Source organism: Rhodospirillum centenum SW, assembly GCF_000016185.1.
In the GTDB taxonomy this organism is placed as follows: Bacteria; Pseudomonadota; Alphaproteobacteria; order Azospirillales; family Azospirillaceae; genus Rhodocista; species Rhodocista centena.
This window is the reverse complement of the sequence record NC_011420.2, coordinates 1,648,187-1,673,953: the sequence shown is the minus strand read 5'-3', so window position 1 is coordinate 1,673,953 and position 25,767 is coordinate 1,648,187. Positions and strand designations below refer to the sequence as shown.

Annotated in this window: 19 protein-coding genes; 12 read left to right on the top strand and 7 right to left on the bottom strand. The window is 70.5% G+C overall.

Going from position 1 to position 25,767, the window contains the following annotated elements; translation table 11 throughout:
* The first annotated feature begins 2 nt into the window (after window positions 1-2).
* Window positions 3-3,185 carry a YhdP family protein gene (locus tag RC1_RS07770; RefSeq protein ID WP_012566810.1) on the top strand — a complete coding sequence of 1,061 codons (3,183 nt, stop codon included), beginning with the start codon at window positions 3-5 and terminating at the stop codon, window positions 3,183-3,185.
* Window positions 3,186-3,198: 13 nt separating this feature from the next.
* Here the strand turns inward: RC1_RS07770 and tyrS are convergent, their stop codons facing one another.
* Complete coding sequence (tyrS, locus tag RC1_RS07765) at window positions 3,199-4,461, bottom strand: tyrosine--tRNA ligase (RefSeq protein WP_012566809.1); 1,263 nt, start codon at window positions 4,459-4,461, stop codon at window positions 3,199-3,201.
* A gap of 103 nt (window positions 4,462-4,564) precedes the next feature.
* On the opposite strand from tyrS, the gene RC1_RS07760 reads away from it, so the two are divergent.
* Window positions 4,565-5,653: an anhydro-N-acetylmuramic acid kinase gene (locus RC1_RS07760; RefSeq protein ID WP_012566808.1), complete on the top strand. Its 1,089-nt coding sequence runs from the start codon at window positions 4,565-4,567 to the stop codon at window positions 5,651-5,653.
* Window positions 5,654-5,686: 33 nt separating this feature from the next.
* Here the strand turns inward: RC1_RS07760 and RC1_RS07755 are convergent, their stop codons facing one another.
* Window positions 5,687-6,349, bottom strand: coding sequence for an alpha/beta hydrolase (locus RC1_RS07755; protein ID WP_012566807.1), 663 nt, complete (start codon window positions 6,347-6,349; stop codon window positions 5,687-5,689).
* A gap of 229 nt (window positions 6,350-6,578) precedes the next feature.
* Between RC1_RS07755 and cysE the strand changes: the two genes are divergently transcribed.
* The 6 genes from cysE (at window position 6,579) to tenA (ending at window position 10,913) form a co-directional block, all read left to right on the top strand.
* The gene (gene cysE / locus RC1_RS07750) at window positions 6,579-7,322 is read left to right on the top strand and encodes a serine O-acetyltransferase (RefSeq protein WP_012566806.1); all 744 of its coding nucleotides are present in this window, start codon (window positions 6,579-6,581) and stop codon (window positions 7,320-7,322) included.
* A 32-nt stretch (window positions 7,323-7,354) separates the two neighbouring features.
* Complete coding sequence (locus RC1_RS07745; RefSeq protein ID WP_012566805.1) at window positions 7,355-7,825, top strand: Rrf2 family transcriptional regulator; 471 nt, start codon at window positions 7,355-7,357, stop codon at window positions 7,823-7,825.
* A gap of 25 nt (window positions 7,826-7,850) precedes the next feature.
* Window positions 7,851-8,972 carry a cysteine desulfurase family protein gene (locus RC1_RS07740; protein WP_012566804.1) on the top strand — a complete coding sequence of 374 codons (1,122 nt, stop codon included), beginning with the start codon at window positions 7,851-7,853 and terminating at the stop codon, window positions 8,970-8,972.
* 147 nt (window positions 8,973-9,119) lie between these two features.
* Window positions 9,120-9,752, top strand: coding sequence for a hypothetical protein (locus tag RC1_RS20015; RefSeq protein WP_012566802.1), 633 nt, complete (start codon window positions 9,120-9,122; stop codon window positions 9,750-9,752).
* Window positions 9,753-9,875: 123 nt separating this feature from the next.
* Window positions 9,876-10,196: a ferredoxin family 2Fe-2S iron-sulfur cluster binding protein gene (locus tag RC1_RS07730; RefSeq protein ID WP_012566801.1), complete on the top strand. Its 321-nt coding sequence runs from the start codon at window positions 9,876-9,878 to the stop codon at window positions 10,194-10,196.
* 6 nt (window positions 10,197-10,202) lie between these two features.
* On the top strand, window positions 10,203-10,913 hold the full coding sequence (tenA, locus tag RC1_RS07725; RefSeq protein ID WP_012566800.1) for a thiaminase II: 711 nt from the start codon (window positions 10,203-10,205) through the stop codon (window positions 10,911-10,913).
* 186 nt (window positions 10,914-11,099) lie between these two features.
* Here the strand turns inward: tenA and RC1_RS07720 are convergent, their stop codons facing one another.
* On the bottom strand, window positions 11,100-12,470 hold the full coding sequence (locus RC1_RS07720; protein WP_012566799.1) for an IS1182-like element ISRce2 family transposase: 1,371 nt from the start codon (window positions 12,468-12,470) through the stop codon (window positions 11,100-11,102).
* A 142-nt stretch (window positions 12,471-12,612) separates the two neighbouring features.
* Window positions 12,613-15,720: a ribonuclease E/G gene (locus tag RC1_RS07715; RefSeq protein WP_012566798.1), complete on the bottom strand. Its 3,108-nt coding sequence runs from the start codon at window positions 15,718-15,720 to the stop codon at window positions 12,613-12,615.
* A 637-nt stretch (window positions 15,721-16,357) separates the two neighbouring features.
* On the opposite strand from RC1_RS07715, the gene RC1_RS07710 reads away from it, so the two are divergent.
* The 4 genes from RC1_RS07710 (at window position 16,358) to prfB (ending at window position 22,534) form a co-directional block, all read left to right on the top strand.
* Window positions 16,358-17,677: an N-acetylmuramoyl-L-alanine amidase gene (locus RC1_RS07710; RefSeq protein WP_049766664.1), complete on the top strand. Its 1,320-nt coding sequence runs from the start codon at window positions 16,358-16,360 to the stop codon at window positions 17,675-17,677.
* 150 nt (window positions 17,678-17,827) lie between these two features.
* Entirely contained in the window at window positions 17,828-20,374 is a 2,547-nt protein-coding gene (locus tag RC1_RS07705; protein ID WP_012566795.1) for a penicillin-binding protein 1A, read from the top strand.
* Between the two features lie 218 nt (window positions 20,375-20,592).
* Window positions 20,593-21,246: an OmpW/AlkL family protein gene (locus RC1_RS07700; RefSeq protein ID WP_012566794.1), complete on the top strand. Its 654-nt coding sequence runs from the start codon at window positions 20,593-20,595 to the stop codon at window positions 21,244-21,246.
* Window positions 21,247-21,411: 165 nt separating this feature from the next.
* Window positions 21,412-22,534, top strand: a protein-coding gene (gene prfB / locus RC1_RS07695) for a peptide chain release factor 2 (RefSeq protein ID WP_148213412.1) whose coding sequence is annotated in 2 segments (ribosomal slippage) — window positions 21,412-21,480 and window positions 21,482-22,534 — 1,122 coding nt in all. Because the reading frame shifts where the segments join, the coding sequence is not laid out codon by codon here.
* Window positions 22,535-22,655: 121 nt separating this feature from the next.
* Here prfB and RC1_RS07690 read toward each other — a convergent pair.
* The 3 genes from RC1_RS07690 to RC1_RS07680 form a co-directional block, all read right to left on the bottom strand.
* Window positions 22,656-24,518 carry a DUF885 domain-containing protein gene (locus RC1_RS07690; protein ID WP_012566792.1) on the bottom strand — a complete coding sequence of 621 codons (1,863 nt, stop codon included), beginning with the start codon at window positions 24,516-24,518 and terminating at the stop codon, window positions 22,656-22,658.
* Window positions 24,519-24,650: 132 nt separating this feature from the next.
* A complete protein-coding gene (locus RC1_RS07685) occupies window positions 24,651-25,475 on the bottom strand; it encodes a ferritin-like domain-containing protein (protein WP_012566791.1) in 825 nt (274 codons plus the stop codon).
* An 80-nt stretch (window positions 25,476-25,555) separates the two neighbouring features.
* Window positions 25,556-25,765 carry a hypothetical protein gene (locus RC1_RS07680; protein WP_148213411.1) on the bottom strand — a complete coding sequence of 70 codons (210 nt, stop codon included), beginning with the start codon at window positions 25,763-25,765 and terminating at the stop codon, window positions 25,556-25,558.
* Window positions 25,766-25,767 lie beyond the last annotated feature (2 nt).

Genomic DNA, 25,767 nt, shown 5'->3' with positions numbered 1-25,767 from the left:
GGATGATCCGCCACTTTTCGCTCGTCGTCCTGGAGATCGCGGCCGGACTGCTGCTGGTCCTGATGCTGGGGGTCGGGCTGGTGGGCTGGCGCCTGACCCAGGGGCCGCTGGAGGTCGCGGCCCTGACGCCGTATCTCGAACAGGCGTTGAACGAGAACGCGCCCGTCCGTACCGAGATCGGCAGCACCGTGCTGAGCTGGGCCGGCTTCGGCGCGCCGCTGGAGGTGAAGGCCGTCGATGTCGTCGCCTACGGCCGTTCGGGCAGCGCCGTTGCCAGCCTGCCGGAGCTGAAGCTCCAGTTCTCCCTGCCGGCGGCACTCCGCGGCCGTGCCGCCCTGACCCGGTTCGAGCTGGTGCGGCCCTGGCTGAAGGTGCTGCGGGCCGAGGACGGAAGCTTCTCCCTGGACATCCGGAACGAGGACCCGGCGGCCGAGGAGGGGGCGGGGGAGGCGATCGCGGCCGAACTGCTGGCGAGTCTGCGCCGGCCGCCCGACCTGCTCGATCCGCTGGGGGCGATCACCGAGCTGCGCATCAGCGAGGCGCGGCTCCAGGTGGAGGACCAGCGCCGCAACCTCACCTGGTCCGCCCCGCGGCTGGACCTCTCGCTGCTGCGCGACGCGGGCGGGATCACGGGCGATGCCGGCCTGGACCTGGAGCTGTCGGGGCGCACGAACCACCTCCAGGTCGCCATCGCCTATACCTTCGCCGACGGCCATCTGGAGATGCAGAGCCGGTTCGACGCCGTGCGTCCGGCCGACTTCGCGCAGATCGCCCCGGTGCTGGAGCCCTTGCAGGCGCTCGACGTCAGCTTCTCCGGCACGGCCGCGGCCGCCTTCTCCGCCGATCTCAAGCCGCTGCATGTCAGCCTCGCCCTCACCGGCGGGGCCGGGCGCCTGATCCTGCCCGACCAGCTTCCGGCCCCGCTCGCCTTCGACCATGTGCAGCTTCTCGGCCGCCTGCTGGAAGGTGGCCGGCGGCTTGACGTGGACCGCTTCGAGCTGGACCTCGGCCGTCCGAAGCTGACGGCGGCCGGCAGCGTCCGCCGCGGCGACGAGGCGCTGACCCTGACGCTGCGGACGGAACTGGTGAAGCTCACCGCCGAGGATCTGGCCCGCTACTGGCCGCCGTCGCTGAAGCCGAAGGCGCGGAGCTGGATGGTGGAGAACCTGACCCGTGGCAGCTACGACCGCACGGAGTTCGAACTGGAGGCCACGGCCCCCGCCGACGATCCGGCGGCGCTGGAACCGACCCGGATGCAGGGCCGGTTCGCCTTTTCCGGCTTCGACGTGCGCTACATGGAGACGCTGCCGCCGGTGACGGGCGTCTCCGGCACGGCGGTGTTCGACGGCAGGGCCTTCGACATCCGGCTCGGCTCCGGCCGGCTGAAGGACATGACGCTCGGCCCCTCGACCCTCCAGATCTACAACCTGGAGGGCGATCCGGAATTCATCGACATCGACGTGGCCGTCTCGGGTCCGGTGTCCTCTGCGCTGGAGGTGCTGGACCACGAACCGCTCCGGTATGCGCAGAAGGTGAACCTCGATCCCCGCTCCGTGGGCGGCACGGCCGACCTGCGCCTGCGCTTCGACTTCCCGCTGCTGGGCGACCTGGAGTGGGAGGAGGTGAGCATGCAGACCTCCGGCACCCTGGCCGGCGTCAAGGTCGCCGGGATCGTGCCGGACATCACCGGGACCGAGGGGCGGTTCGACATCGTCGTCACGCCCAAGGACCTCCGCCTCGCCGGGACGGCGCTGCTGAACGGCGTTCCCTCCGCCATCGAATGGCAGGAGTTCTTTCCGAAGGCGGCGCCGGTCGGCACCCGCGTCCGCATCAAGGCGGCGCCTGACGATGGCGGCCGCGCCGCCCTCGGGCTCGACTTTCCGGAATGGCTCAACGGCCCGGCCGCCGTGGACATGACCTATGAGAAGACGGACCGGGGCGCCGAATCCATCGTGGCGGACCTGGACCTGACGGAGTCCGTCCTGCGCATCGACCCGCTGCACTGGCGCAAGCCCGCCGGGCTGCCGGGGCGCGGCGCCCTGCGGGTGGAGTTCGTCGGCGGCAAGCCGGTCCACCTGCCGCGCCTGACGGTGCAGACGGCGGAGCTGGCCGCCGCCGGCCGGCTGGACCTGCGGCCCCAGGATTACGGCATCGCGCGGCTGGCGCTCGACACCTTCCGGCTGGGCGAGACCGATGCCCGGCTGGTGCTGGAGGGGCGGCCGAAGGACGGGCTTGCCATCGACCTGCGCGGCCGCAGCTTCGACGCCCGACCGCTGCGGGAGGACGACAAGGAGGGGGCGGCCGGCGACGACGGGGCGGAGCCGGTCCGTCCCCTGGACATCACCTTCGACCTGGACCGCATCGTCATGGGTGACGAGGGGCAGGCCCTGCGCGCCGCGAAGGGCAGCGCCAGCCGGACGGAGGCGGGCTGGCGCAGCGCCGTGCTGGATGCCCGGGTCAGCGACACCGGCTCGTTGAAGGTCCGCTATTCGCCGGAAGGGGACAGGCTGGTCCTGGCAATGGACAGCGACGATGCCGGCGCCGCCCTGCGGGAGCTGGGCATCCTCTCCCAGATCCGCGGCGGCACCCTGAGCGTGACCGGGCACAGCGCGCCGGGCGATGCGCGGGAGACGGTGGCCGGCCGGATCGACCTGCGCGACTACGAGGTGAAGGACGCCCCGGTGCTGGCCCGGCTGCTCTCCGCCGCCTCGCCGCGGGGCTTCGCCGACTTCCTGGGCGGCCAGCCGATCTCCTTCAGCCGGCTGGTCGGGGATTTCCGCTGGCACCGGCGCGGGATCAGCTTCCGCGAGGTGCGGACCTCGGGCTCGGCCGTGGGGCTGACCCTGGAGGGAGACATCGACATCAAGGACGGGGTCGCCGCGTTGCAGGGCACGATCGTGCCCTTCTCCACCGTCAACCGGCTGATCGGCGCCATCCCGCTGGTCGGCGGCCTGCTGGTCGGCGGCGAGGGGCAGGGACTGTTCGCCGCCACCTATTCGGTCAAGGGGCAGCTGGGCGATCCGCAGATCGGGGTCAACCCGCTGGCCGTTCTGGCGCCGGGCTTCCTGCGCAACCTGTTCTTCCTGCCCGAGCCGGCGGGGGAGGATACGGAGCCGTCGAAGCAGGAGTCGCAGAAGGCAGGCGACGGCGGGGCGCCCCGGTCCGGGGCCACCCCGCCGAAGTGACGGCCGTTCGCGGTCAGGCCGGCTTCACCAGCGCATGGCGCTTCCTGCCGACCGACAGCTTGATCACGCCGTCGGCCGTCAGGTCGCCGCTGCCGACCTTGGCGAACTCGTCCGTCACCGGCTGGTCGTTGACGCGCACGGCGGCCTGCTTGATCTGTCGCCGCGCCTCGCCGTTGGAGGCGACGAGACCGGCCTTCGCCAGCAGCCCATAGACCGCGACCCCGGCCGCCAGCTCGTCCGCCGGCAGCTCGACCGTCGGCAGCCCCTCGGCCAGGGCCCCCTGCTCGAAGGTGCGCCGCGCCGTCTCCGCCGCGGCGTCGGCGGCCTCGTCGCCGCGCACCAGCCGCGTCACCTCGGTCGCCAGGATCTTCTTCGCCTCGTTGATCTCGGCGCCCTGGAGCGCCTCCAGCCGGGCGATCTCGTCCAGCGGCAGCTCGGTGAACAGCTTGAGGAAGCGGCCCACGTCCGCATCCTCCGTGTTGCGCCAGTACTGCCAGAAGTCCCAGTCGGACAGCCGCTCGCGGTTCAGCCAGACGGCGCCGGCGGCCGTCTTGCCCATCTTGGCGCCGCTGGCCGTGGTCAGCAGCGGGCAGGTCAGGCCGAACAGGTCGCGGTTGGCGATGCGGCGGCCCAGATCGACGCCGTTGACGATGTTGCCCCACTGGTCGGAACCGCCGGTCTGCAAGACGCAGCCGTAGCGCCGGCTCAGCTCCACGAAGTCGTAGGCCTGGAGGATCATGTAGTTGAACTCCAGGAAGGTCAGCGGCTGCTCGCGGTCCAGCCGCAGCCGCACGCTGTCGAAGGTCAGCATGCGGTTGATGGTGAAGTGCCGGCCGATGTCGCGCAGGAAGGAGATGTACTCCAGCCGGTCCAGCCACTCGGCATTGTTCACCAGCCTGGCGCCGGACGGGCCGAAGTCGAACAGCCGGTCAAACACGGTCCGGATGCCGGCGATGTTGGCCGCGATGACCTCGTCGGTCAGAAGCTGGCGCGTCTCGTCACGGCCGGAGGGGTCGCCGATCCGGGTCGTGCCGCCGCCCATCAGCAGGATCGGCCGGCCGCCGGTCTTCTGGAGCCAGCGCTGGATCATGGTCGGCAGCAGATGGCCGACATGCAGGCTGTCGGCGGTGGCGTCGTAGCCGTTGTAGCCGACCAGCCCGCCCGCCAGCAGCGCCTTGTCCAGCGCCTCCAGATCCGTCGCCTGATGATAATAGCCGCGCTCCAGCATGATCCGGAGGAAGTCGGACTTCACCGAAGCCGGGACGGGCGTGTTCATGGCCTTACCTGGATTTGTTGAATGGAAGGGATTGACGCCGCGTGTTAGCACAGGTCGGAAAGGGCGACCAATATCGCTCGCACCCTCACAGCGTCAGGCAGCCATGCCCGGTCCCAGCGCCACCGCCATCGGCCTGATGAGCGGCACCTCCCTCGACGGCATCGATGCCGCCCTGCTCTCCACGGACGGGGAGGACCGGGTGCGCCCCGGCCTGTTCCTGAGCCTGCCCTACGAGCCCGGCTTCCGGGAGCGCCTGCGCGGCACCCTGGGCGGCCGCGGTGACGTGGAAGCGGTGGAGCGGGAGCTGACCGACCTGCATGCCGCGGCGGTCCAGGCCCTGCTGGACGAGGCGGGACTGCTGCCCGGGCAGGTCGATCTGATCGGCTTCCACGGCCAGACGATCCTGCACGCGCCGGAGCAGGGGACCACCTGGCAGATCGGCGACGGCGCCCGGCTGGCGGCGCTGACCGGCATCCCCGTCGTGAACGACTTCCGCGGTGCGGACGTGGCGGCCGGCGGGCAGGGGGCGCCGCTGGCGCCGCTCTACCACCGGGCGCGGGCGGCGGGGCTGGAGCGGCCGCTGGCGGTGCTCAATCTGGGCGGTGTGGCGAACGTCACCTGGCTGGGGCGGGGGGAGGAGGAGGTGCTGGCCTTCGACACCGGGCCGGGCAACGCGCTCCTGGACGACTGGATGCTGGCCCGGACCGGCCGTGCGCTGGATGCCGGCGGCGCCGTCGCGGCGACCGGGCAGGTGGCCGATGCGGTTCTGTCGCGGCTGATGGGCACCCCCTATTTCTCCCGGCCCGCGCCGAAGTCGCTGGACCGCGACGCCTGGGACCTCGCGGCGCTGGAGGGGCTGTCGCCCGCCGACGGCGCGGCGACCCTGACCGCCTTCACCGCCGCGGCGGTGGACGCCGCCCTGGCGCACCTGCCGGCGCCGCCGGCGCGCTGGCTGGTAACGGGGGGCGGGCGGCACAACGCCACCCTCATGGCGATGCTGGCCGCACGGCTGGGCGTGCCGGTGGAGCCGGTGGAGGCCGTGGGCTGGAACGGCGACGCGCTGGAGGCGGAGGCCTTCGCCTATCTGGCCGTGCGGGCGGGCCTGGGGCTCGCGCTGTCCCTGCCGGGAACGACGGGGGTTCCCCGGCCGCTGTCCGGCGGCCGGTTCCATCCCGCCCCGGACCGGGGCTGACCTGTTCCGCGACCGCCGGCATCCGGCGGTGCCTTACTCCGCGACCGCCGGCATCCGGCGGTCCAGGGTCGTGTCCAGATAGTCGTCCACCAGCCGGGTCAGCTCGTCTGCCTGGTTGGCGAAGAAGTGGTTGGCCGACGGGACCTTGCGGTAGTCGATCCGGATGTCGCGCTGATGCGACAGCTTGGTGACCAGCCGTGCCACCGAGGCTTCCGGCACCAGCTCGTCCCGCTCGCCATGGATGATCAGGCCCGAGGCGGGGCAGGGGGCCAGGAAGCTGAAGTCGAACATGTTGGCGGGCGGCGCGACGGAGATGAAACCGTCGATCTCCGGCCGGCGCATCAGGAGCTGCATGCCGATCCAGGCCCCGAAGGAGAAGCCGCCGATCCAGCAGGCGCTGGCGTTGGCGTTGTAGGTCTGCAACCAGTCCAGCGCCGACGCGGCATCCGACAGCTCGCCTTCGCCGCGGTCGTAGCTGCCCTGGCTGCGGCCCACCCCGCGGAAGTTGAAGCGCAGGGCGGAGAAGCCCCGTTTGGCGAAGGCATGGAAGAGCGTGTAGACGACGCGGTTGTTCATCGTCCCGCCGTGCTGCGGGTGCGGATGCAGCAGCAGAGCGATCGGCGCATTCGGCGTCTTGCCGTGCGTATAGCGACCCTCAAGCCGGCCGGCCGGCCCGTTGATGATGACGTCAGGCATTGTTACCGGTCCCGGTTCAGTGCTTTTCCAATGCTCGCACGGCGGAATGCCGAAATTCCATTCTCCGGACGGGCGGCGGCGGCGAGATTCTCACGGGGGAATACTTGACCATACTGGTAGGTCATCATATATCGCTGCCCATGGGCGCCCGGAGGCGTACTATCCGCAGATCCGCGGCACGCTGGGGCGAGCCGGTCAGGGCGCGGAATATACCACAGCGGGAGCATCAGTGTTCAAGCGTCTTCGAGAAGAAATCGATGCCGTCATCGCCCGTGATCCCGCTGCGCGGTCCCGGCTCGAAGTCGCTTTGTGCTATCCCGGCCTGCACGCCATCCTCCTGCATCGCATCGCCCATCGGGTCTGGACGGCGGAGTGGCGTCTTCTCGGGCGGTTCATCTCGCATCTGGCACGTTTCCTGACGGGCATCGAAATCCATCCCGGCGCCCGCATCGGCCGGCATTTCTTCATCGACCACGGCATGGGCGTGGTCATCGGTGAGACGGCGGTGGTGGGGGACAATGTGCATCTCTACCATGCCGTGACCCTGGGTGGCACGTCGCTGGAGAAGGGCAAGCGCCATCCCACGATCCAGGACGGGGTGATCATCGGCGCGGGCGCCAAGGTCCTGGGCAACATCACCGTCGGCGCCGGTGCGCGCATCGGTTCCAACGCCGTGGTCGTCGCCGATGTTCCGGCGGGGGTGACGGTCGTCGGCATTCCGGCGCGCCAGGTGATGCCGCGGGCGAAGGCCGTGGCGCAGGACTTCCTGGCCTACGGCACCCCCTGCGGTGACATTCCCGACCCGGTCGCCCGGGCGCTCAACGGATTGCTGGACCAGGTCCATGGCCTGCGCCAGCGGGTGGAGGAACTGGAACGGGACCGGCTGGCGGAGGACGATCCCGCCGCCGACCCCGTTCCTGCCAACGGCGGCGAAGACCGCCGGACTTACCGCGAAAGCACGGGCCCGGCCTGACGGCGGACCCGTCACGGTTACGGAGGGACAAGATGAGACTGAGTACGAAGGGCCGCTACGCGGTCATGGCGATGGTCGATCTCGCCAAGAGCAGCAAGGGCCATCCCGTGGCCCTGGCGGAGATCGCCGACCGGCAGGAAATCTCGCTCTCCTACCTGGAGCAGCTTTTCGCCAAGCTGCGCAAGGGCGGGCTGGTCAAGAGCGTGCGCGGGCCCGGCGGTGGCTATCTGCTGGCCAGTCCGGCGGAGGCGATGCGCATCTCCGACATCATCCTGGCGGTGGACGAGCCGATCCGCGCCACCCGCTGCGCCGCCCATTCGCCGGCCGGCTGCCGGGCCAATAAGACCCGCTGCCTGACTCATGACCTGTGGGAGGAACTGGGCAACCAGATCCACCTCTATCTCAGCTCCGTGTCGCTGGCCGACGTGGTCGAGCGGCGCATCCTGAGCACGGGCCAGATGCTGATTCAGGACGCCCGGCCGGCGCCGGTCGCGGCGGAGTAGGACGGGTGCCGGAAACCGCGGGCGGATGATGGCGGCCGGGGTCTATCTCGACTGGAACGCGACGGCCCCGCTGCGGCCGGAGGCGCGCGCGGCCATGCTCGCTGCGCTGGAGGAGGCGGGCAATCCGTCCTCCGTCCACGGCTTCGGCCGGCGGGCCCGCCGCCGGGTGGAGGAGGGGCGACTGCACGTCGCCGCCCTGGTCGGTGCCTCGCCGGAACAGGTCGTCTTCACCGGCGGCGGAACGGAGGCCAATGCCCTGGCCCTGCGCACGCCTGCCGCCTGCCGTCTTGTCTCGGCGGTGGAGCATGTCTCCGTCCTCGATGCCGCCCCCGATGCCGGTCGCATCCCGGTGGACGCGGACGGCCGTGTCGATCCCGCGGCGCTGGCGGCCCTGCTGGAGGCCGCGCCCGGCCCGGTTCTCGTCTCCGTCCAGGCCGCGAACAACGAAACCGGCGTGATCCAGCCGGTGAGGGAGATCGCCGCCCTGGTCCGCGCCCGCGGCGGGTTCCTGCATGTGGACGCCGCCCAGGCGGCGGGGCGCCTGCCGCTCGATCTGCGGACGCTGGGCGCGCATCTGCTGACGCTCTCGGCGCACAAGCTCGGCGGGCCGCAGGGCGTCGGCGCCCTGGTCGTGGCCGACGGCGTGCCGCTGGAGCCGCTGCTGCGCGGCGGCGGGCAGGAGCGCCGGCGTCGGGCGGGCACGGAGAACGTGGCCGGCATCGCCGGCTTCGGTGCCGCGGCCCAGGCGGCGGGGCAGGACCTCGGCTTCTACGATACCCTGGCGCGCCGGCGCGATGCGCTGGAGGCGCGGCTGCTGGCTTCGGTGCCGCAGGCGCGGAGCTTCGGGAGCGGGGTTCCCCGCCTTGGCAACACGCTCTGCCTCGCGCTGCCCGGCGTCCCGGCAGAGACGCAGCTCATGGCGCTCGATCTGGCCGGCGTCGCCGTCAGTTCGGGGGCCGCCTGCTCCAGCGGCAAGGTCCATGCCTCCCATGTGCTGCGTGCCATGGGCGTGGCGGACGATCTGGCCGCCGGTGCCATCCGGGTCAGCGCCGGCTGGCTGACGACGGAGGCGGACCTGGACCGCTTTGCGGAGGCGTGGCTTCTTCTCGCCCGGCAGCGTCAGCCGATCCTGGCGCAGACCGCCTGACGTCCGGGTGCCGCCCGGGTCGGACGGGCGGACGAGGAGGGGCGGTCCATCGCCGATTCGCGTCGTTGCGTTGCCGTCCCCCGCTCCTGTATCACCCGCACGATCCGCCGGCGGAGGCCGCCGGCGCCCTTCGGACCGGCATCATCCATGACCCAGGCGCCCCCCGGCAGCGGTCCCCGCCGCGCCGCTCCCATCGACGGTGATCTCGGTTCCTGCTGGCTGTGTGGCCGGGCGGTGTCGCCCCGCGCCCTGTTCTGCCACCAGTGCGGCACGATCCAGCCGCCCGCGGCTCTGGACGCCTTTGCCCGGCTGACCCTGCCGCGGCGCTTCGACCTGGAGCCGGCGGAACTGGAGCGCCAGCATGCCGGCTTCCACCGCGTGCTCGATCCCGCCCGCTTCGAGGGCCGCGGCCCGCGGGAGAAGGCGATGGCGCAGGCCCACCGCGATGCGCTGGACGACGCCCTGGCCGAACTGCGCGACCCGATGCGGCGGGCAGCCCTGCTGCTGAAGCTGGCCGGCGTCCCCGTCGCGGCGGAGCCGCTGTCCGATCCCTGGGCGCAGGCCGTGGCCGCGGCCGGCGATGCCGCCGCGCTGGACCGCACCGCCGCCGAGATCGGGCGGGAGCGGGAGGCGGTGCTGCGGGCCCTGTCCGCCGCCTTCCGCCGGGAGGAGGGGGAGGAGGCCGCCGTGCAACTGGGCCGGCTGCGCCGCCTGCAGGCTGCGGCCGAGGCGGCCCGCCGCCGGCGCCGCGATCTGACCCCGCCGCCGGAGGGCGGCTGACAGAGCCGCAGCACGCAGGACTGGACTTGACGCCCGCGCCTACGTAACAACATCGGCGGCTCGCGGCCGGCGCCGCCGCCTATTGTAAGTCTTGCCCGTTCAAGTCATGGGAGTCTTGGCGCGATGCCGAAGATGGTCTTCGTCGAAACCGATGGTACCCGCCGCGAGGTCGAAGCCCCGCTTGGTCTGTCGATCCTGGAAGTTGCCCGCCGCCACGACATCGACCTCGAAGGCGCCTGCGAGGGTTCGCTCGCCTGCTCGACCTGTCATGTGATCGTCGATCCGCAGTGGTACGATCTGCTGCCCGATGCCAGCGAGGACGAGGAGGACATGCTGGACCTCGCCTTCGGCCTGACCAAGACCTCGCGCCTGGGCTGCCAGATCCGCATCACCGAGGAACTGGACGGGCTGGTCGTGCGCCTGCCCGGCGGCAGCCAGGGCTGATCCGGCATGGCGGACGCAACGCCCGCGCCCCTGCCCGATCTCGCCACGCCGGGCGGTCTGTTCGACCGCCTGCGCGCGGCCTGCCGGCCGTCCTGGGATCTCTATGTCCGCCATCCCTTCGTGCGCGGGCTGGGGGACGGCTCCCTGCCGGAAGCCAGCTTCCGCCATTATCTGGTGCAGGACTACCTGTTCCTGATCCACTTCGCCCGGGCCTATGCCCTGGCCGCCTACAAGGCCGACCGGCTGGAGGACATGCGGGCCGCGTCGCGCTCCATGGCTGCCATCCTGGACCTGGAGATGGGGCTGCACGTCCGCTATTGCGCGGGCTGGGGCCTTGACGAGGCGGCGATGGCCGCGACGCCCGAGGCGACGGCGACGCTGGCCTACACCCGCTTCGTGCTGGAGCGGGGCATGAGCGGCGACCTGCTGGACCTGCACGTCGCCCTTTCCCCCTGCATCATCGGCTATGCCGAGATCGCCGCCGTCCTGATGGCCGATCCGGCGACCGTGCTGGACGGCAATCCCTATGCGGACTGGATCCGCATGTATGCCGATCCGGAATACCGCGCGGTGGCCGCGGCTTCTGTCGCGCTGCTCGACCGGCTCGGGGCCGAGCGGGGGGCGGAGGCACGCTTCGCGTCGCTCGCCCGCGGCTTCGATGCCGCCTGCCGGCTGGAAGCCGGCTTCTGGGAGATGGGCTGGTCGCTCCGCGACTGATTCTTCCGGACCGTCGCCGCCGACGCAGCCCTTTCAGAACCCGTGCCCGAATGCAGAAACGGGGAGGCGTGAGCCTCCCCGTCAGACCGATGACAAACCCCGTCGTTTTCGGCGGGGTTTTCATTTTTGGGGATTGCGGCTGTCGAAACTGGTTGGGTGGATCGGGCAGACAGGGAGGTTTCTGTCTCAGGCTGGCCGGAGGGCTGCCTTCGGGGCGATTGCGAGGGCGATTTTCTTGATGTTCTGGGCGGCGGCGGCGAGCAGGCACTGCCAGGTGACGCCGAGGAGGCCGCGGAAGCGTGCGTAGCGGTGCCCGAAGAGCTGTTTGGCGTCGGCAAAGGAGCGTTCGACCGTCTCTTTTCGTCGCTTGTAGATGGCCTTGCCCCAGGGGGTCTTGCGGTGGGCGTCGGTGCGCTCGCGGATGTCGGCCCAGAGGTGGCGGGTGATGGTGCGGACGGCCTTGGGGTTGCGGGTGCACGACGCGAGCAGCGGGCAGGCGAAGCAGAGGGCCGGATCGCTCCTGTAGTGGCGGTAGCCGTTGCGGTCGGTGGTGGCGTAGGCGAGGGCCTGTCCGCCGGGGCATGACCAGGTGTCGGTCCCGGGCTCGTAGGTGAAGGCGCTCTTGGGCATCATCCCCGGGGCCGGGGGTGTCGGTCGGTTGTAGCCGGTGACGCCGAGGATGGCGCGGTCCTCCAGCCCCTTTGCGATCCCGGCCGTGGCATAGCCGGCGTCCAGCCCGACGGCCTTGACGTCGAGCGCGAAGCGGGCGCGCTGGCGGTCGAGCCGGCCGAGATAGACGATGCTGTCGTGCACGTTGGCGGGGGTGGCGAAGCTGTCGGTGATGATGCCATGGCGCCCATCCACGGTGCGGTGATCAAGGTAGAAGAAGCCGGTGGGCTTGCCATCGCGCACCATGTAGCCGCTCTCCGGATCGGTGCGGCTGATCTTGGTCTCCTTCTCGGGCGGCTGCCGGTCCTTGGGCTTGAGGGGCTTCTTGCCGTGGGTGGCGCGGTCCGCCTCCACCGCCCGGTCCAGATCGTCCCAGTAATCCGCCCGCGACTTGGCGACCACCGCCTTGTCGTAGCGGTTCTTGTTGGCGTTGGCCTTGAGGTGGGTGCTGTCGGTGTAGAGCACGGTGCCGTCCACCAGCCCGTGGCCGATCGCCTGCTCCACCACATGGTCGAAGATGTCCTGCGCCACGGAGGTGTCCCGGTAACGCCGGCGCCGGTTCTGGCTCAGCGTCGAGGCGTCGAACACCGGATCGGTCAGGCGCAGACCCAGAAACCAGCGATACGCCACGTTCACCTGGATCTCGCGCACCAGCTGGCGTTCGGAGCGGATGCCGAACAGGTAGCCGATGAACAGCGCCTTGAACATGACAACCGGATCAAGGGCCGGACGGCCGTTGTCCGGACAGTAAAGCCCGGACACGCGATCATGGATGAAGGAGAAGTCGATCACCGCGTCGATCTTGCGAAGCAGGTGATCGGGCGGAACCAGACCGTCGAGCGTCACCATCTCGATTTCAGTCTGCTGCGCCGTCGGTTTCCTCAGCATGACCAATCGAATCACAAAGGCCCGGCTCACGCCAGGCCTTTGTCAGCAGTCTGACGGGGAGGCGTGAGCCTCCCCGTTTCCGTACTGCCCGTTTCCGCACTGCCCTTTTCCGGACGGCTGTCCGCAAAGGTGGGGTGGCGCCTCAGCGGCGCCACCAGCCCTTCTTCGGCGCTTCGATCGGCGGGTTGACCACGGCCTGCGGCGCGGCTTCGACCGGGGCGGGAGCCGCCGACGTTTCCGCCGGGGTCTCCACGGCCGGCGTCACCGCCGTGGCCATGTCCGTGTCCACTGCCGTGACCGCTTCCGTCACCGTGTCCGCTGCCGGCGTTTCCGCGGCGGCGGTCTTCTTGCGCGGGGCGCGGGTACGCTTGGCCTTCGGCTTCTCCTCCGCTGCAGCAGCTTCGGCCGGAGCCGCTTCCGCCACGGGAGTTGCCTCGGCCGCCGCCGCCGGCGTTTCCGCGGTCTTCTTGCGCGGGGCGCGGGTACGCTTGGCCTTCGGCTTCTCCTCCGCTTCGGCGGCTTCGGCCGGAGCCGCTTCCGCCACGGGAGTTGCCTCGGCCGCCGCTGCCGGCGTTTCCGCGGCCTTCTTGCGCGGGGCGCGGCTGCGCTTGGGCTTCGCCGTCGGTTCCGTGCCGGCGGTCGCCGGTTCGGCGGCTGCGACGACGGTTCCGGTCGTCACCGCTTCGCCCGGGACTCCGGCGTCCGGTGACGGCTCGACGGGTTCGCTGACAGTCGTCTCGGTCCCGGTCAGGGCCGGACCCTCTCCGGCGACGGCCAGCGCCCCGGACGGTTCGGCGGCTTCTCCGGCCCCGCCATCCTCGGCCCCGCCATCCTCGGTGTCGTCGCCCTCGGCTTCCTCGCCTTCGGCCAGGGTCTCGCCCGGGATCTCCGGCAGACCGTCGATCCGCTGACGCGCCCGGCGGCGGCCGCCCCGCTTGCCGCGGCGGCGCTTCTTGCGCAGGGACTGGGCGTCGTCGCCGGTTGCGGAGACGGAGCCCTCGGCCCCGGCTTCCTCGCCCGCGTCGTCGTCGGCGTCCTCGTCCTCGTCGCCCTCCGCACCGGCGTCCTCGGTCCGTTCGGCCGTTTCCGCATCGGCGGGCAGGGTGGTTGCCTCGGCGTCACCGAAGCGGGCCTCGCCCGGACGACGACGGCGCCGGCGGCGGCGGCGGCGGCTGTCGCGGTCACCCTGCGACCGCTCCTCGGCGGTCTGCGGGGCGGTCGCGGCGCTCTCCTCCGTCTCCTCCTCCAGTTCCTCGGCTTCTTCGGCCTCCTCGACCTCCAGCGCCCGGTCGGTCTCGGCATAGACCTTCTCGGCACTGACCGTCGTCTGCGCCACCGGCAGGTCGTCGCCGGGCTGGCGGGCGCGCAGCCGCTCCAGCCGGTGGGCCGGCGGGGTCAGGCTGTCGTCGGCGGCCAGATAGACGCGCAGGCCGTAGCGCCGTTCGATGGCGGTCAGGCTCTCGCGCTTCTGGTTCAGGATGTAGAGGACCAGCGAGGCCGCCGCGGTCACCGTGATCTCGGCGGAGCGGCGGCGGATGCCCTCCTCCTCGATGGCGCGCAGCACGGCCAGGGCGGCGCTCTCCACCGAGCGGACGAGGCCGGTGCCGGCGCAGTGCGGGCAGCGCTCGAAGTTGATCTCCTGCAACGACGGGCGCAGGCGCTGGCGCGACAGCTCCAGCAGGCCGAAGGGCGAGATGCGGCCGAGCTGGATGCGGGCGCGGTCCGCCTTCATCGCCTCCTTCAGCCGCTTCTCGACGGAGGCGTTGTTGCGCGCCTCCTCCATGTCGATGAAGTCGATGACGATCAGGCCGGCCAGGTCGCGCAGGCGGAGCTGGCGGGCGATCTCCTCCGCCGCCTCCAGATTGGTGCGCAGCGCCGTCTCCTCGATGTTGCGCTCCTTGGTGGAGCGGCCCGAGTTGACGTCGATGGCGACCAGCGCCTCGGTCTGGTTGATGACGATGTAGCCGCCCGAGCGCAACTGCACGACCGGGTCGAACATGGTCTCGATCGCGCCCTCCACCTGGAAGCGGTGGAACAGGGGGATGTCGTCCTTGTAGGGCTGCACCTTCTTGGCGTGGCTGGGCATCAGCATCCGCATGAAATCCTTGGCGGTGCGGTAGCCCTGCTCGCCCTCCACGATCACCTCGTCGATGTCCGAGGCGTAGAGGTCGCGGATGGAACGCTTGATGAGGTTCGCCTCCTCGTAGATCAGCGCCGGGGCGACCGACTGCAGGGTCAGCTCCCGGATGCTGTCCCACAGGCGCATCAGGTATTCCAGGTCGCGCTTGATCTCCGGCTTGGAGCGTTCGATGCCGGCGGTGCGCAGGATGACCGACATGCCCTGCGGCACGTCCAGGCCCTCCAGCAGCTCCTTCATGCGCTTGCGGTCGGCGGGGTTGGTGATCTTGCGCGAGATGCCGCCGCCGCGCGGCGTGTTCGGCATCAGCACGCAGTAGCGGCCGGGCAGCGACAGGTAGGTGGTCAGGGCGGCACCCTTGTTGCCGCGCTCCTCCTTGGTGACCTGGACCAGCAGGATCTGCCGGCGCTTGATCACCTCCTGGATCTTGTAGGACTTCAGCGGGCGGGGGCGCCGGCGGCGTTCCTCCTCCGTATCCTCCTCGACGGTCTCGCCGCCGTCGGCCGCGGCGGCGGCGCGGCGCTCGCGCCGGCCTTCACGGCCGTTGGAGTGGCGCAGTTCCGTCGCGCGGCCGTCCGGCCCCGCATCCTCCGCGCCCTCTCCGGCGAAGTCGCTGCCATCCTCCGGATCGCCGGCGGACAGGGGGCTTTCTCCTTCGGGGCCGTCCTCGGCGCTGCTGCCGTCCGGGGTCCCCTCATCCATCAGGGAGGGGGCGGCGCCGCCGATCTCGTCCACCGGCACCGCGCCGGCCGAGGTCTCCTCGATACCGGCGGCGGCATCCTCGACCTGTTCGACCGAGGCGGGCTCACGGTCGCCGGCCTCGTACTCGCGCTCCTGTTCGCGCAGGAGGGCTTCACGGTCCGCCACCGGGATACGGTAGTAGTCCGGGTGGATTTCCGAGAAGGCCAGGAAACCGTGCCGGTTCCCGCCATACTCCACGAAGGCCGCCTGGAGCGACGGCTCCACCCGGATGACCTTCGCCAGATAGATGTTGCCCTTGAGTTGCTTCCGGCTGGCGATCTCGAAATCGAGTTCCTCCAGCCTGTTGCCGCTGACCACGACGACCCGGGTCTCCTCCGGGTGTGTGGCGTCCACAAGCATGCGCTTGGCCATTCCGCCTTCCCCATGGCGCTCCCGCCCGGTCCGCGCGACAGACGGATGGATGGGCGCACCATCGTTTCATGCGAAGCACGCGGATCGGACCCTGAAGCCGTCGAACGGCGCTCTCCTAAAGCAGCCAGGACGGGCCGGGCGACCGACGCCGGGCTACGGCCACAAGGACCGTAACCAGCTCCGAGGTTTCACTGCACCGCACCTCTGAAAGCGCCACGCCCGCGGGCGCGGGGCGGCAGTCTGTGCGGCAGCCGCGCGTATCCGGGGGCGACGCCGGCGCCCCGGGGAGGGGCGAAGCAGGGTACGGTTCGTCGCAGTTGGGAAGATAAACGTCCCTACCCCATTCCACAATGAAAGAATTCGACAGATGCCCGGCTGCAACATTCCGGGGCGATGCATCCGCCCGCTGCCGTCCGTCGTCGCCTGATGCCCTGCGGGCACACCTCCGGGATCATGTGACGGGTTCTGATGATCGGCCTTGAATGCCTTGATTTGCCGACGTTATAACCGGGTGCAGCCGGCTGCACCCGGGTCTGCTCCGGTCGCTGCGCCAGGGGCGGGGCATGGCGGCGGCAGGATGATCCGTAAGACGGGGTGACCTGGAAAGGGACGGGACGTGGCCGCTTGGGGAAGACGCTTGTCCGGATGGGCTGCCGCCGTCGTGGCGGCGCTGCTTCTGGTCGTGTCCCCGGTGGCGCCCGTGGCCGCGGCGGAGCGGACTCAGACCGCTGCGATGCCCGCCGCCGGGGCGGCAGCCCTGGCCACCGACGCCCGCCTGGGCCTGCATCCCGACAAGACGCGCTTCGTCATCGATCTCAGCCGGGCGGCGGAATTCCGCGTCGTCACGGCCGCCGATCCCTGGCGCGTGGTGGTGGAGTTCGATGGTGTCGCCTGGGCGGTGCCCGAGCTGCCCGCCCCCAAGGGACTGGTGCGCGGCGTCCGCCGCAGCGAGGCGGGCGGGCGCGTCCGGCTTGAGCTGGAGACGTCGGGGCCGGCGAAGGTTCTCTGGGCCGACATGCTGCGCCCGCTGGACGGAAGGCCGCCCCGCTTCGTGCTGGACATCGCGCCGATGGACCCGCTGGGCTTCCTGGCAGCACAGGCTGCCGCCATGCCCTCGGCCGCGGCGCCGTCCCCCTTGGCGCCCGGGGTGCAGCCGGTGGCGCTGCGGGCGCCGGCCCCGCCGCCCGCCGCACCGGCCACAGCACCGCCGGCTCCGTCGCAGCCCGCCGCCCTGCGGAGCTTTCCGGTACCGCGCAGCAAGCCGCCCCTGCCGCAGCTTCCCCTGATCGTGCTCGACCCCGGTCATGGCGGCCAGGACCCCGGGGCGACCGCCGTCACCGGCGTCCACGAGAAGGAGATCACCCTGGCCGTAGCGCTGGAGATGCGCCGCCAGCTCCAGGCCACGGGGCGCTACCGGGTGGCCCTGACCCGCGACCGGGACGTCTTCATCAAGCTGCGCGACCGGGTGGCCCGGGCGCGCTCGCTGGGGGCGGACCTCTTCATCTCCCTGCACGCGGACTCGATCAGCCGCCCCGGTGTCCGCGGCCTGTCCGTCTATACCCTGTCCGACAAGGCGACCGACCGCGAGGCGGAGATGCTGGCCCAGCGCGAGAACCGCGCCGACGCCATCGTCGGCCTGGATCTCTCGGCCGAGACGGCGGAGGTCGCGGCCATCCTGATCGACCTTGCGCAACGCGACTCCCGTAACCAGTCGCTGCGGCTGGCCGGTCTCGTGGTGGACCGGCTCGGCCGGGAGGTGGCGCTGCTGCCGTCGCCGTTGCGCTCTGCCGGGTTCGCGGTGCTGACCGCGCCGGACGTACCGTCCGTGCTGATCGAGATGGGTTACCTGTCGCATGCGAAGGACGCAAAGCTGCTGACCAGCGCCAGCCATCGCAAGCGTCTTGCCGCCGGGCTCGTTCAGGCGGTGGATGGCTATTTCGGACGGGCACGGTCTTGAGCCGGTCTTAAGGACGACACATTTCCCCCCATCCTGCTACGCTGATCCGACCGTGACCCGCCCCCGTGGGGGGCAGGGCGGTCGCCGGCATCCTTCGATCCGGTTCCTGACGGGCTTTCCCGTACAGGCCCCTTTCCGCGGTGGTACGCGATGCGCTTTCTGGGACTTCTCTTCACCGGCCTCGTTCTGGCCGCGGTCACGGCGGCCGGCCTGATCGCCTGGGGCGTCCTCTATTTTGGACGCGACCTGCCGGACTATTCCCAGCTTGCCGACTACCGGCCGGCGGTCGCCACCCGCGTGCATGCCGGCGACGGCCGGCTGCTGGCCGAATTCGCCAGCGAGAAGCGGGTCTTCGTGCCGATCGAGGCGATCCCGAAGCGCGTGGTGCGTGCCTTCGTCTCCGCCGAGGACCAGAACTTCTTCAAGCACCAGGGGGTGGACTGGGTCGCCGTGGCCCGCGCCATGGTGACGAACGTGCGCATGCTGGCCGAGGACCGCCGCCCGATCGGCGCCTCCACCATCACGCAGCAGGTGACGCGGCACTTCCTGCTGTCGAACGAGCTGAGCTACCAGCGCAAGATCAAGGAATGGCTGCTCGCCTACCGGATCGAGCAGGCGATGTCCAAGGACCGTATCCTTGAGCTGTACCTGAACGAGATCTTTCTGGGTAACCGCGCCTATGGCGTCGCCGCCGCGGCGCTGAACTATTTCGACAAGCCGCTGGACGAGCTGACCATCGCCGAGGCTGCCTTCCTCGCCTCGCTGCCGAAGGCGCCGGACCGCTACTTCCGCGAACGCTTCCGCGACGATGCCATCGCCCGGCGCAACTATGTCATCGGGCGCATGCAGGAGGACGGCTACATCACGCCGGAGGAGGCGCAGGCCGCCGTGGCGGAGCCGCTGACCTTCCGCACCGGACGCGATGCGGAGTTCGTGAAGGCGGACTACTTCGTCGAGGAGGTCCGCCGCGAACTGGCCCGGATGTACGGGGAGGAGACGCTCTACAAAGGTGGCCTGTCCGTGCGCACGACGCTGGAGCCCGAGTTGCAGGGCGCCGCCCGCAAGGCCCTGCGCGACGGCCTGAAGTCGCTGGACCGCCGCAGCGGCTGGCGCGGTCCGGTCGCCCGGCTGGACGGGTTCGAGGGCTGGCGCGACCGGCTGGCCGCGGTCAGGCCGCCGGCCGGTGCCGAGGACTGGCCGCTGGCCGCGGTGCTGGAGGTGGTGGACGCGGAGGCGCGCCTCGGCTTCGCCGACGGCAGCCATGGCAGCATCCCGCTGGACGAACTGCGCTGGGCCCGCAGGGCCGAGAAGGGGGAGATCGTCGGTCCCGCCGTGAAGTCCGCCAAGGACGTCCTGGCCCCCGGCGACGTGGTGATGGTCGAGCGCCTGTCGGAGAAGAAGGACGCTTATGCCCTGCGCCAGATCCCCGAGGTGCAGGGGGCGCTGGTGGCGATCGACCCGCACACCGGCCGCGTGCTCGCCATGGTCGGCGGCTTCAGCTCCGACATCAGCGTGTTCAACCGCGCCACCCAGGCGCAGCGGCAGCCGGGATCGGCCTTCAAGCCCTTCGTCTATCTGGCGGCGCTGGATCACGGCTTCACGCCCAGCACGCTGGTCCTGGATGCGCCCTTCTCCCTGGACCAGGGGCCGGGGCTGGGCAAATGGCGCCCCTCCAACTACACCGACCGCTTCTACGGTCCGACGCCGCTGCGCATCGGCATCGAGAAGTCGCGCAACGTCATGACGGTGCGGCTGGCCCAGTATATCGGCATGGATGCTGTCGTGGACGTGGCCCGCCGCTTCGGCATCACCGACAACCTGCCGCCGCAGCTCTCCATGGCGCTGGGGGCAGGGGAAACGACGGTGATGCGGTTGACGGCGGCCTACGCCATGCTGGTCAACGGCGGCCGGAAGATCACCCCCAGCATCATCGACCGGGTGCAGGACCATACCGGCCGCACCGTGTTCCGCCACGACGACCGGCCCTGCGCCGGCTGCTCCGGTCTGCCCTGGATGGCTGCGGAGCCCACCGGCGACGCCTTCGCCGCGCAGCGCCTCCAGGCAGCCCGGGCGGCGGCGCCGACCGCGGACACGGACGCAGCCGCCCCGGTCACCATGCCGGTTCCCGTCGTGCCCGACACGCGGGAGCAGGTTGCCGATCCGCGGACGGTCTATCAGGTCGTCTCCATGCTGGAGGGGGTGGTGCAGCGGGGCACTGCCGCCCGCCTGCGCGAACTGGGCAAGCCGCTGGCGGGCAAGACCGGCACCACCAACGACAGCATGGACGCCTGGTTCGTCGGCTTCTCCCCCGACCTCGCCGTCGGCGTCTTCGTCGGGTACGACCAGCCGCGGTCGCTCGGCGACCGGGAGACGGGGTCCTCCGTCGCGGTGCCGATCTTCCGCGACTTCATGCAGGTTGCCCTGAAGAATGCGCCGGCCACGCCCTTCCGGGTGCCGCCCGGTCTGCGGCTGGTCCGCGTCGATCCGGAGACCGGCCGGCCGGCCGCTACCGGCAACCGCAAGGCGATCTGGGAGGCATTCGTCCCCGGCACCGAGCCGACGGGCGACCAGACCGTGCTGGACGGCGGCGACCAGGGGGCGGGGTTCCTGCCGGCCAGCCAGATCGGCAAGCCCGACGCGCAGCGCCCGCCGCAGACCCCCGCCAATGTCGGCACCGGGACCGGCGGCGTCTACTGACGCCTGCCGCGTCCTGCTGCGCGGCCTTTCTGCCCGTTCCGTCCGGGCTTCCGCGGGGTTGCAGCGGTGACCGACCTATACGCTTGGGTATATCTTGGAATTGATCCAGGTCAGGGCCGCCCCAGGGGGGGCGGCCTAACGCTTTCCTTGTAAAAGATAACCAAGGGAGAGGGTCGCACTGCGGTGTCCGGCGGCCCCCCGGCAGAGGAGAGCTGAGTATGAGAGGATTGGCCATTACCGCGGCGTCCTGCGCGGCCGTCGCGTTGCTCGCCGGCGTGCCCGCCGCTTCGGCCAAGGAGGCCGGTGACCTGCTGGTCCGGGTCCGTGGGATCTACGTCGTGCCGGACGAGTCCAGCTCGCTGTCCCTCGCCGGTACTGGCATTCCCGGCGAGGCGAACGTCGGCAACCATTTCGTCCCCGAACTCGATTTCACCTATTTCCTCAACGACAATGTCGGCATCGAGCTGATCCTCGGCACGACCCCGCACAATGTGAACGCCACGGGTACGCCGCTGGGCGCCAAGGTGGATCTGGGCGATGTCTGGCTGCTGCCGCCGACCCTGACGGCGCAGTACCATTTCAACCCCAAGGGGCAGGTCAGCCCCTATATCGGCCTGGGTGTCAACTACACCATCTTCTACAATGTCGATGAGGGCGCGGCGCGCGACATCGACTATGACAACAGCTTCGGCTTCGCGCTCCAGGCGGGCGTGGACTTCGCGCTGAACGAGCGCTGGTCGCTGAACCTGGACGTGAAGAAGCTGTGGCTGAGCACCGATGTCTCCATTGATGCCGGCCTGCCCAGCCGCATCAAGGCGGATGTCGATCTCGATCCGTGGATCATCGGCGTGGGCTTCGGCTACCGCTTCTGATCCCCGGGTTCAGGCGGACGGGGGAGGGCGTGGCGCCGTGGTGGCGCCGCGCTCTTCTCTTTTGGGGGCCTTTTTCCGCCGCGGCAGGCACCAGGGGTTCAAATCCCGGGCAGGGCACGCTATCTAAGGCCCCCTGATTTGGACCATTGGTGACAGGAGACCCCCATGCGGGCCGAGATCCAAGCGGTCGCCGAGGCTGTGAACCAGTCCTTGGCGCTGCTGAGGAGGCATCTTTGACTGGGATAAATCCCTTTTCCGCCTCGACGAACTGACCGCGCTGACCGAAGACCCGAACCTCTGGAACGATCCCGATCGCGCCCAGAAGCTGATGCGGGAGAAGACCCAGCTCGAAAACGCGCTGACCGGCACCAGGGAACTGGAGCGCGACCTGCGTGACAGCCTTGAGCTGATCGAGCTGGCCGAGGCCGAAGGCGATGCCGAGATGGTCGCCGACGCCGAGAAGACGATCGCCGCGCTGAAGGAGCGGGCGGCCAAGATGGAACTGGAGAGCCTGCTCTCCGGCGAGGCCGACGCCAACGACTGCTTCCTGGAGGTGAACTCCGGCGCCGGCGGCACCGAGTCCCAGGACTGGGCGCTCATGCTGCTGCGCATGTACACCCGCTGGGCCGAGCAGCACGGCTACAAGGTCGATGAGCTGGACGAGACGCCGGGCGAAGAGGCCGGCATCAAGTCCGCCACCATCCAGATCAAGGGCCACAACGGCTATGGCTGGCTGAAGACGGAGTCCGGCGTCCACCGTCTGGTCCGCATCAGCCCGTTCGACAGCCAGGCGCGCCGGCACACCAGCTTCGCCTCCGTCTCCGTCACGCCCGTGATCGACGACAGGATCGTCGTCGAGATCAACGAGAAGGACGTGAAGGTGGACACCTACCGCTCGTCCGGTGCCGGCGGGCAGCACGTCAACAAGACCGACTCGGCGGTGCGCCTGACCCACCTGCCGACCGGCATCGTCGTCGCCTGCCAGCAGGAGCGCAGCCAGCACAAGAACCGGGCCAAGGCCTGGGACATGCTGCGGGCCCGCATCTACGAGATGGAGCTGCGCAAGCGCGAGGAGGCGGCCGCGGCCCTGGAGGCGACGAAGACGGAGATCGGCTGGGGCCACCAGATCCGCTCCTACGTCCTGCAGCCCTACCAGATGGTCAAGGACCTGCGCACCGGGGTGGAGACCAGCGACTCCGGCGGCGTGCTGGACGGCGACCTGGACCGCTTCCTCCAGGCGGCGCTCGCCCAACGCATCAAGGGCCACGCGGACGGGGAGGAGGGCTGACCTCCCCACCGGCCCTGCGGCCCCAGGATGATGAAAGGCGGCGGTCCCGCGGGGGACCGCCGCCTTTTTCACGTCCGTCCCAGGGTGCGCCCCAGGGTGCGCCCCAGGCGGAACCGGCCGTTCAGCCCTTGGCCCGGCTGGCGACCCAGGAATCCACGAGCTGCTGGAGCAGCGGCAGCGGCACGGCGCCGTTGGCCAGCACGGTGTCATGGAAGCCGCGGATGTCGAAACGGTCTCCGAGCGTGGCTTCCGCCTTGGCCCGCAGGCGCTGGATCTCCAGCATGCCGACCTTGTAGCTGAGCGCCTGGCCCGGCCAGTTCATGTAGCGCTCCACCTCGCGGGTATTGTCGATCTCCGCGTTCGGGGTGTTCTCGTTCATGTAGGCGATGGCCTGCTCACGGGTCCACTTCTTGGTGTGCAGGCCGGTATCGACGACCAGGCGCACGGCGCGGAACAACTCCGCCCCCAGGCGACCGGCATCGGAATAGGGGTCCTCGAAGAAGCCCATCTCCTTGCCCAGGTGCTCGGCATAGAGCGCCCAGCCCTCGGCATAGGCGGAGGTGTTCCAGATGCGCCGGAAGGCGGGCACGCCCTCAAGCTCCTGTGCGATGGCGATCTGCATGTGGTGGCCGGGGATGCCCTCGTGATAGGCCAGCGTCTCCAGGTCCCACTTCGGCAGCGCCTTCATGTCCGCCATGTTGGCGTAGAAGATGCCGGGCCGGCTGCCGTCCAGGGAGGGCTGCTGGTAGAAGGCGCCGGGCGAGGATTCCTCGCGGAACTTCTCGACCGCGCGCACCTCCATCCGGGCCTTCGGCAGCACCCCGAAATAGCGGCCGAGCTGTGCCTCCATCCGGCCGATCACCTCGGTGGCGCGCGCCATGTAGGCCTTCTGGCCCTCGTCGGTGTCGGGATAGAAGAACCGCGGGTCGGTCTTCAGGTACTCGAAGAAGGCCTTCAGATCGCCCTTGAAGGAGACCTTGCGCATGATCGCGCGCATCTCGTCCTGGATGCGGGCGACTTCCTTCAGGCCCAGCTCGTGGATGGCGGCCGGGTCCATGTCCACCGTCGTGCTGGAGCGCACGGCGACGCGGTACAGTTCGGCTCCCTTGGGCAGGGCCCAGACGCCGTTGTTCTCCTTGACCTTGGCGCCCATCGCCTCCATCGCGTCGGCGAACCGGCGGTAGGCGGGCCCCACCTCCTCGCGCAGGGCCTTTTCCGCCTCGGCGATCAGGCGCGTCTTCTCGGCCTCGTCGAGGGAGAGCGCGCCCACCTTGGCCCGGATGTCCAGCCACAGCGGGCTCTCGTTCGGGCCGTCGTCGAAGGGCTTGCCGGCCGCCACGGCGCGCGAGGCCGAGACGATGGAGGGGAAGTTGAAGGCCGGCGGGGCGATGCCCCGCTCAAGCCGGACCCGCGCCGCCGCCTCCATGTCGGCCAGGACCTGCCCGATGCCGCGCAGGCGGCGGATGTAGGACTCGGCGTCCGCCTTGTCCTGGACCTGGAGCGTGCTGATGAGGAAGGACGGCATGGAGATGTGGCCGCCGTCCAGCCGGGTGAAGGCGTAGCTGTCGTAGCGGAAGGGCGCATAGGACAGCCCGTCCTCCATGACATAGGTGAACAGGTCGTAGTTCAGCCTGCCCTGGCTGGAGAGCGCGTCACGGTCGATCTCCTTGCGCAGCCGCTCCAGATCGCCCCGGGCGAGCTTCTCGTTCTCCTCACCGAACGCGTCAGACACCGGGGTCCAGCGCCCCTCCGTGTCCTTCATGCCGAGCTGCACCCGCAGGTCGGGATTGCGCGCCAGCACCCGGTTCCAGGCGTCCTCCAGGAAGGCGTCCAGCTTCGCGTCCTCGGCGGTCTTCTGCGTGGCGGCAGCGGCAGCGGGCGTTGCAGCCGTCCCGGCGACGGCGGGCAGACCCGGCGGGAGGGCGAGCAGGACGGTCAGGGCGGCACCGGCCAGCAGGGCACGGGCGGAGGAGCGGATGGCCATCTGATACCTTGGTCTTCTGTTGGAACGGGGGTCCGCGGACCGCGCGGCGCAGGGATGGTAACGAACGTGCGCCGATGCCCCAATACCCGTAATGTTTCTGTTCGGTATCAGACGCCTGGAAGCGGGGGCGGATCAGTCCACGGCCAGCGGCTCGTACCAGTCGGCGGGGAAGTCGGCGCGGCTGCGGCTCGGCTCGTTGAAGGGCCGCTTCAGCCCGGCTCCGAAATGCCGCCGCACCAGATCCTGCCAGAAGGCCTGCGGTTCCCGCGCCAGTGCCGCGGCACAGGCCCCGAACCAGCGCCGCCCGGCGGCGACATGGCCGATCTCCTCGTCATGGATGATCCGGAGCACGTCGGCGGAGGCGTCGTCCCCGGCCCGCCGCAGGCTTTCCACCATGCCCGGGGTGACGTCCAGGCCACGCGCCTCCAGCACCATCGGCACGATGGCCAGACGGGCGGGCAGGTCCCCCGCCGTCGCCTCGCTCGCCTGCCACAGCCCGTCATGGGCCGGCAGATCGCCATACGCGGCCCCCAGGGCGGCCAGCCGTTCCGACAGCAGGGCGTGGTGCTTCGCCTCGTCGTCGGCCACGCCCACCCAGTCGTCGTAGAAGGCGCGGGGCAGGGGGGCGCCGTCCGGCAGGGCATGGAAGCGGGCGACGATGTCCCAGGCGAGGTCGATGGCGTTCAGTTCGATGTGCGCCAGGGCGTGCAGCAGGGCGACCCGCCCGGCAACGCTCTGCGCCTTGCGGCGCGGCGGCATCTCCCGCGGCGGCAGCAGGACCGGACGCTCCGGCCGGGCCGGGCGCAAGGGCGGCGGCACCGACCCGACCGTTCCGATCCGCCCCTCCCGCCAGGCGGCGGCGAAACGGCGGGTCAGCCGCACCTTCTCCGCCGGTGCCGACATGGTCAGCACCCGCAGCGCGGCATCGGACAGGGTTCCGGGAAGATCATCCGTCATCCGGGGGAGATGGGGGCCGCCCCCGTCGCGTCAAGCGGTCCGTCCGCTGCGGGAGCGCCGGTCGGCGCGACCGGCCCCGGTCAGGGCTCGCTGCGCTGCACGTACCATTCGGCCGGCATCTTCGGCGTATAGTAGAAGCCGGACTCGACCTTCTGCCGCTCCTGCGCCGTGCGGACGTAATCCAGCACCGGCAGCGACCAGGCGAGGGTGAGCAGAACGACCCAGATCAGCACGGTGGTCACCCGGCCGAACGGCGTCGGAAGATCCTTGTCGAGCTGAGCGGTCTGCATGA

What these genes read in the sequence shown, in the direction of transcription:
- RC1_RS07770 (WP_012566810.1), top strand. Translation starts at nt 3, where the DNA reads ATGATCCGCCACTTTTCGCTCGTCGTCCTGGAGATCGCGGCCGGACTG.
- tyrS (WP_012566809.1), bottom strand. Translation starts at nt 4,461, where the DNA reads ATGAACACGCCCGTCCCGGCTTCGGTGAAGTCCGACTTCCTCCGGATC.
- RC1_RS07760 (WP_012566808.1), top strand. Translation starts at nt 4,565, where the DNA reads ATGCCCGGTCCCAGCGCCACCGCCATCGGCCTGATGAGCGGCACCTCC.
- RC1_RS07755 (WP_012566807.1), bottom strand. Translation starts at nt 6,349, where the DNA reads ATGCCTGACGTCATCATCAACGGGCCGGCCGGCCGGCTTGAGGGTCGC.
- RC1_RS07745 (WP_012566805.1), top strand. Translation starts at nt 7,355, where the DNA reads ATGAGACTGAGTACGAAGGGCCGCTACGCGGTCATGGCGATGGTCGAT.
- RC1_RS07740 (WP_012566804.1), top strand. Translation starts at nt 7,851, where the DNA reads ATGATGGCGGCCGGGGTCTATCTCGACTGGAACGCGACGGCCCCGCTG.
- RC1_RS20015 (WP_012566802.1), top strand. Translation starts at nt 9,120, where the DNA reads ATGACCCAGGCGCCCCCCGGCAGCGGTCCCCGCCGCGCCGCTCCCATC.
- RC1_RS07730 (WP_012566801.1), top strand. Translation starts at nt 9,876, where the DNA reads ATGCCGAAGATGGTCTTCGTCGAAACCGATGGTACCCGCCGCGAGGTC.
- tenA (WP_012566800.1), top strand. Translation starts at nt 10,203, where the DNA reads ATGGCGGACGCAACGCCCGCGCCCCTGCCCGATCTCGCCACGCCGGGC.
- RC1_RS07720 (WP_012566799.1), bottom strand. Translation starts at nt 12,470, where the DNA reads ATGCTGAGGAAACCGACGGCGCAGCAGACTGAAATCGAGATGGTGACG.
- RC1_RS07715 (WP_012566798.1), bottom strand. Translation starts at nt 15,720, where the DNA reads ATGGCCAAGCGCATGCTTGTGGACGCCACACACCCGGAGGAGACCCGG.
- RC1_RS07705 (WP_012566795.1), top strand. Translation starts at nt 17,828, where the DNA reads ATGCGCTTTCTGGGACTTCTCTTCACCGGCCTCGTTCTGGCCGCGGTC.
- RC1_RS07700 (WP_012566794.1), top strand. Translation starts at nt 20,593, where the DNA reads ATGAGAGGATTGGCCATTACCGCGGCGTCCTGCGCGGCCGTCGCGTTG.
- RC1_RS07690 (WP_012566792.1), bottom strand. Translation starts at nt 24,518, where the DNA reads ATGGCCATCCGCTCCTCCGCCCGTGCCCTGCTGGCCGGTGCCGCCCTG.
- RC1_RS07685 (WP_012566791.1), bottom strand. Translation starts at nt 25,475, where the DNA reads ATGACGGATGATCTTCCCGGAACCCTGTCCGATGCCGCGCTGCGGGTG.
- RC1_RS07680 (WP_148213411.1), bottom strand. Translation starts at nt 25,765, where the DNA reads ATGCAGACCGCTCAGCTCGACAAGGATCTTCCGACGCCGTTCGGCCGG.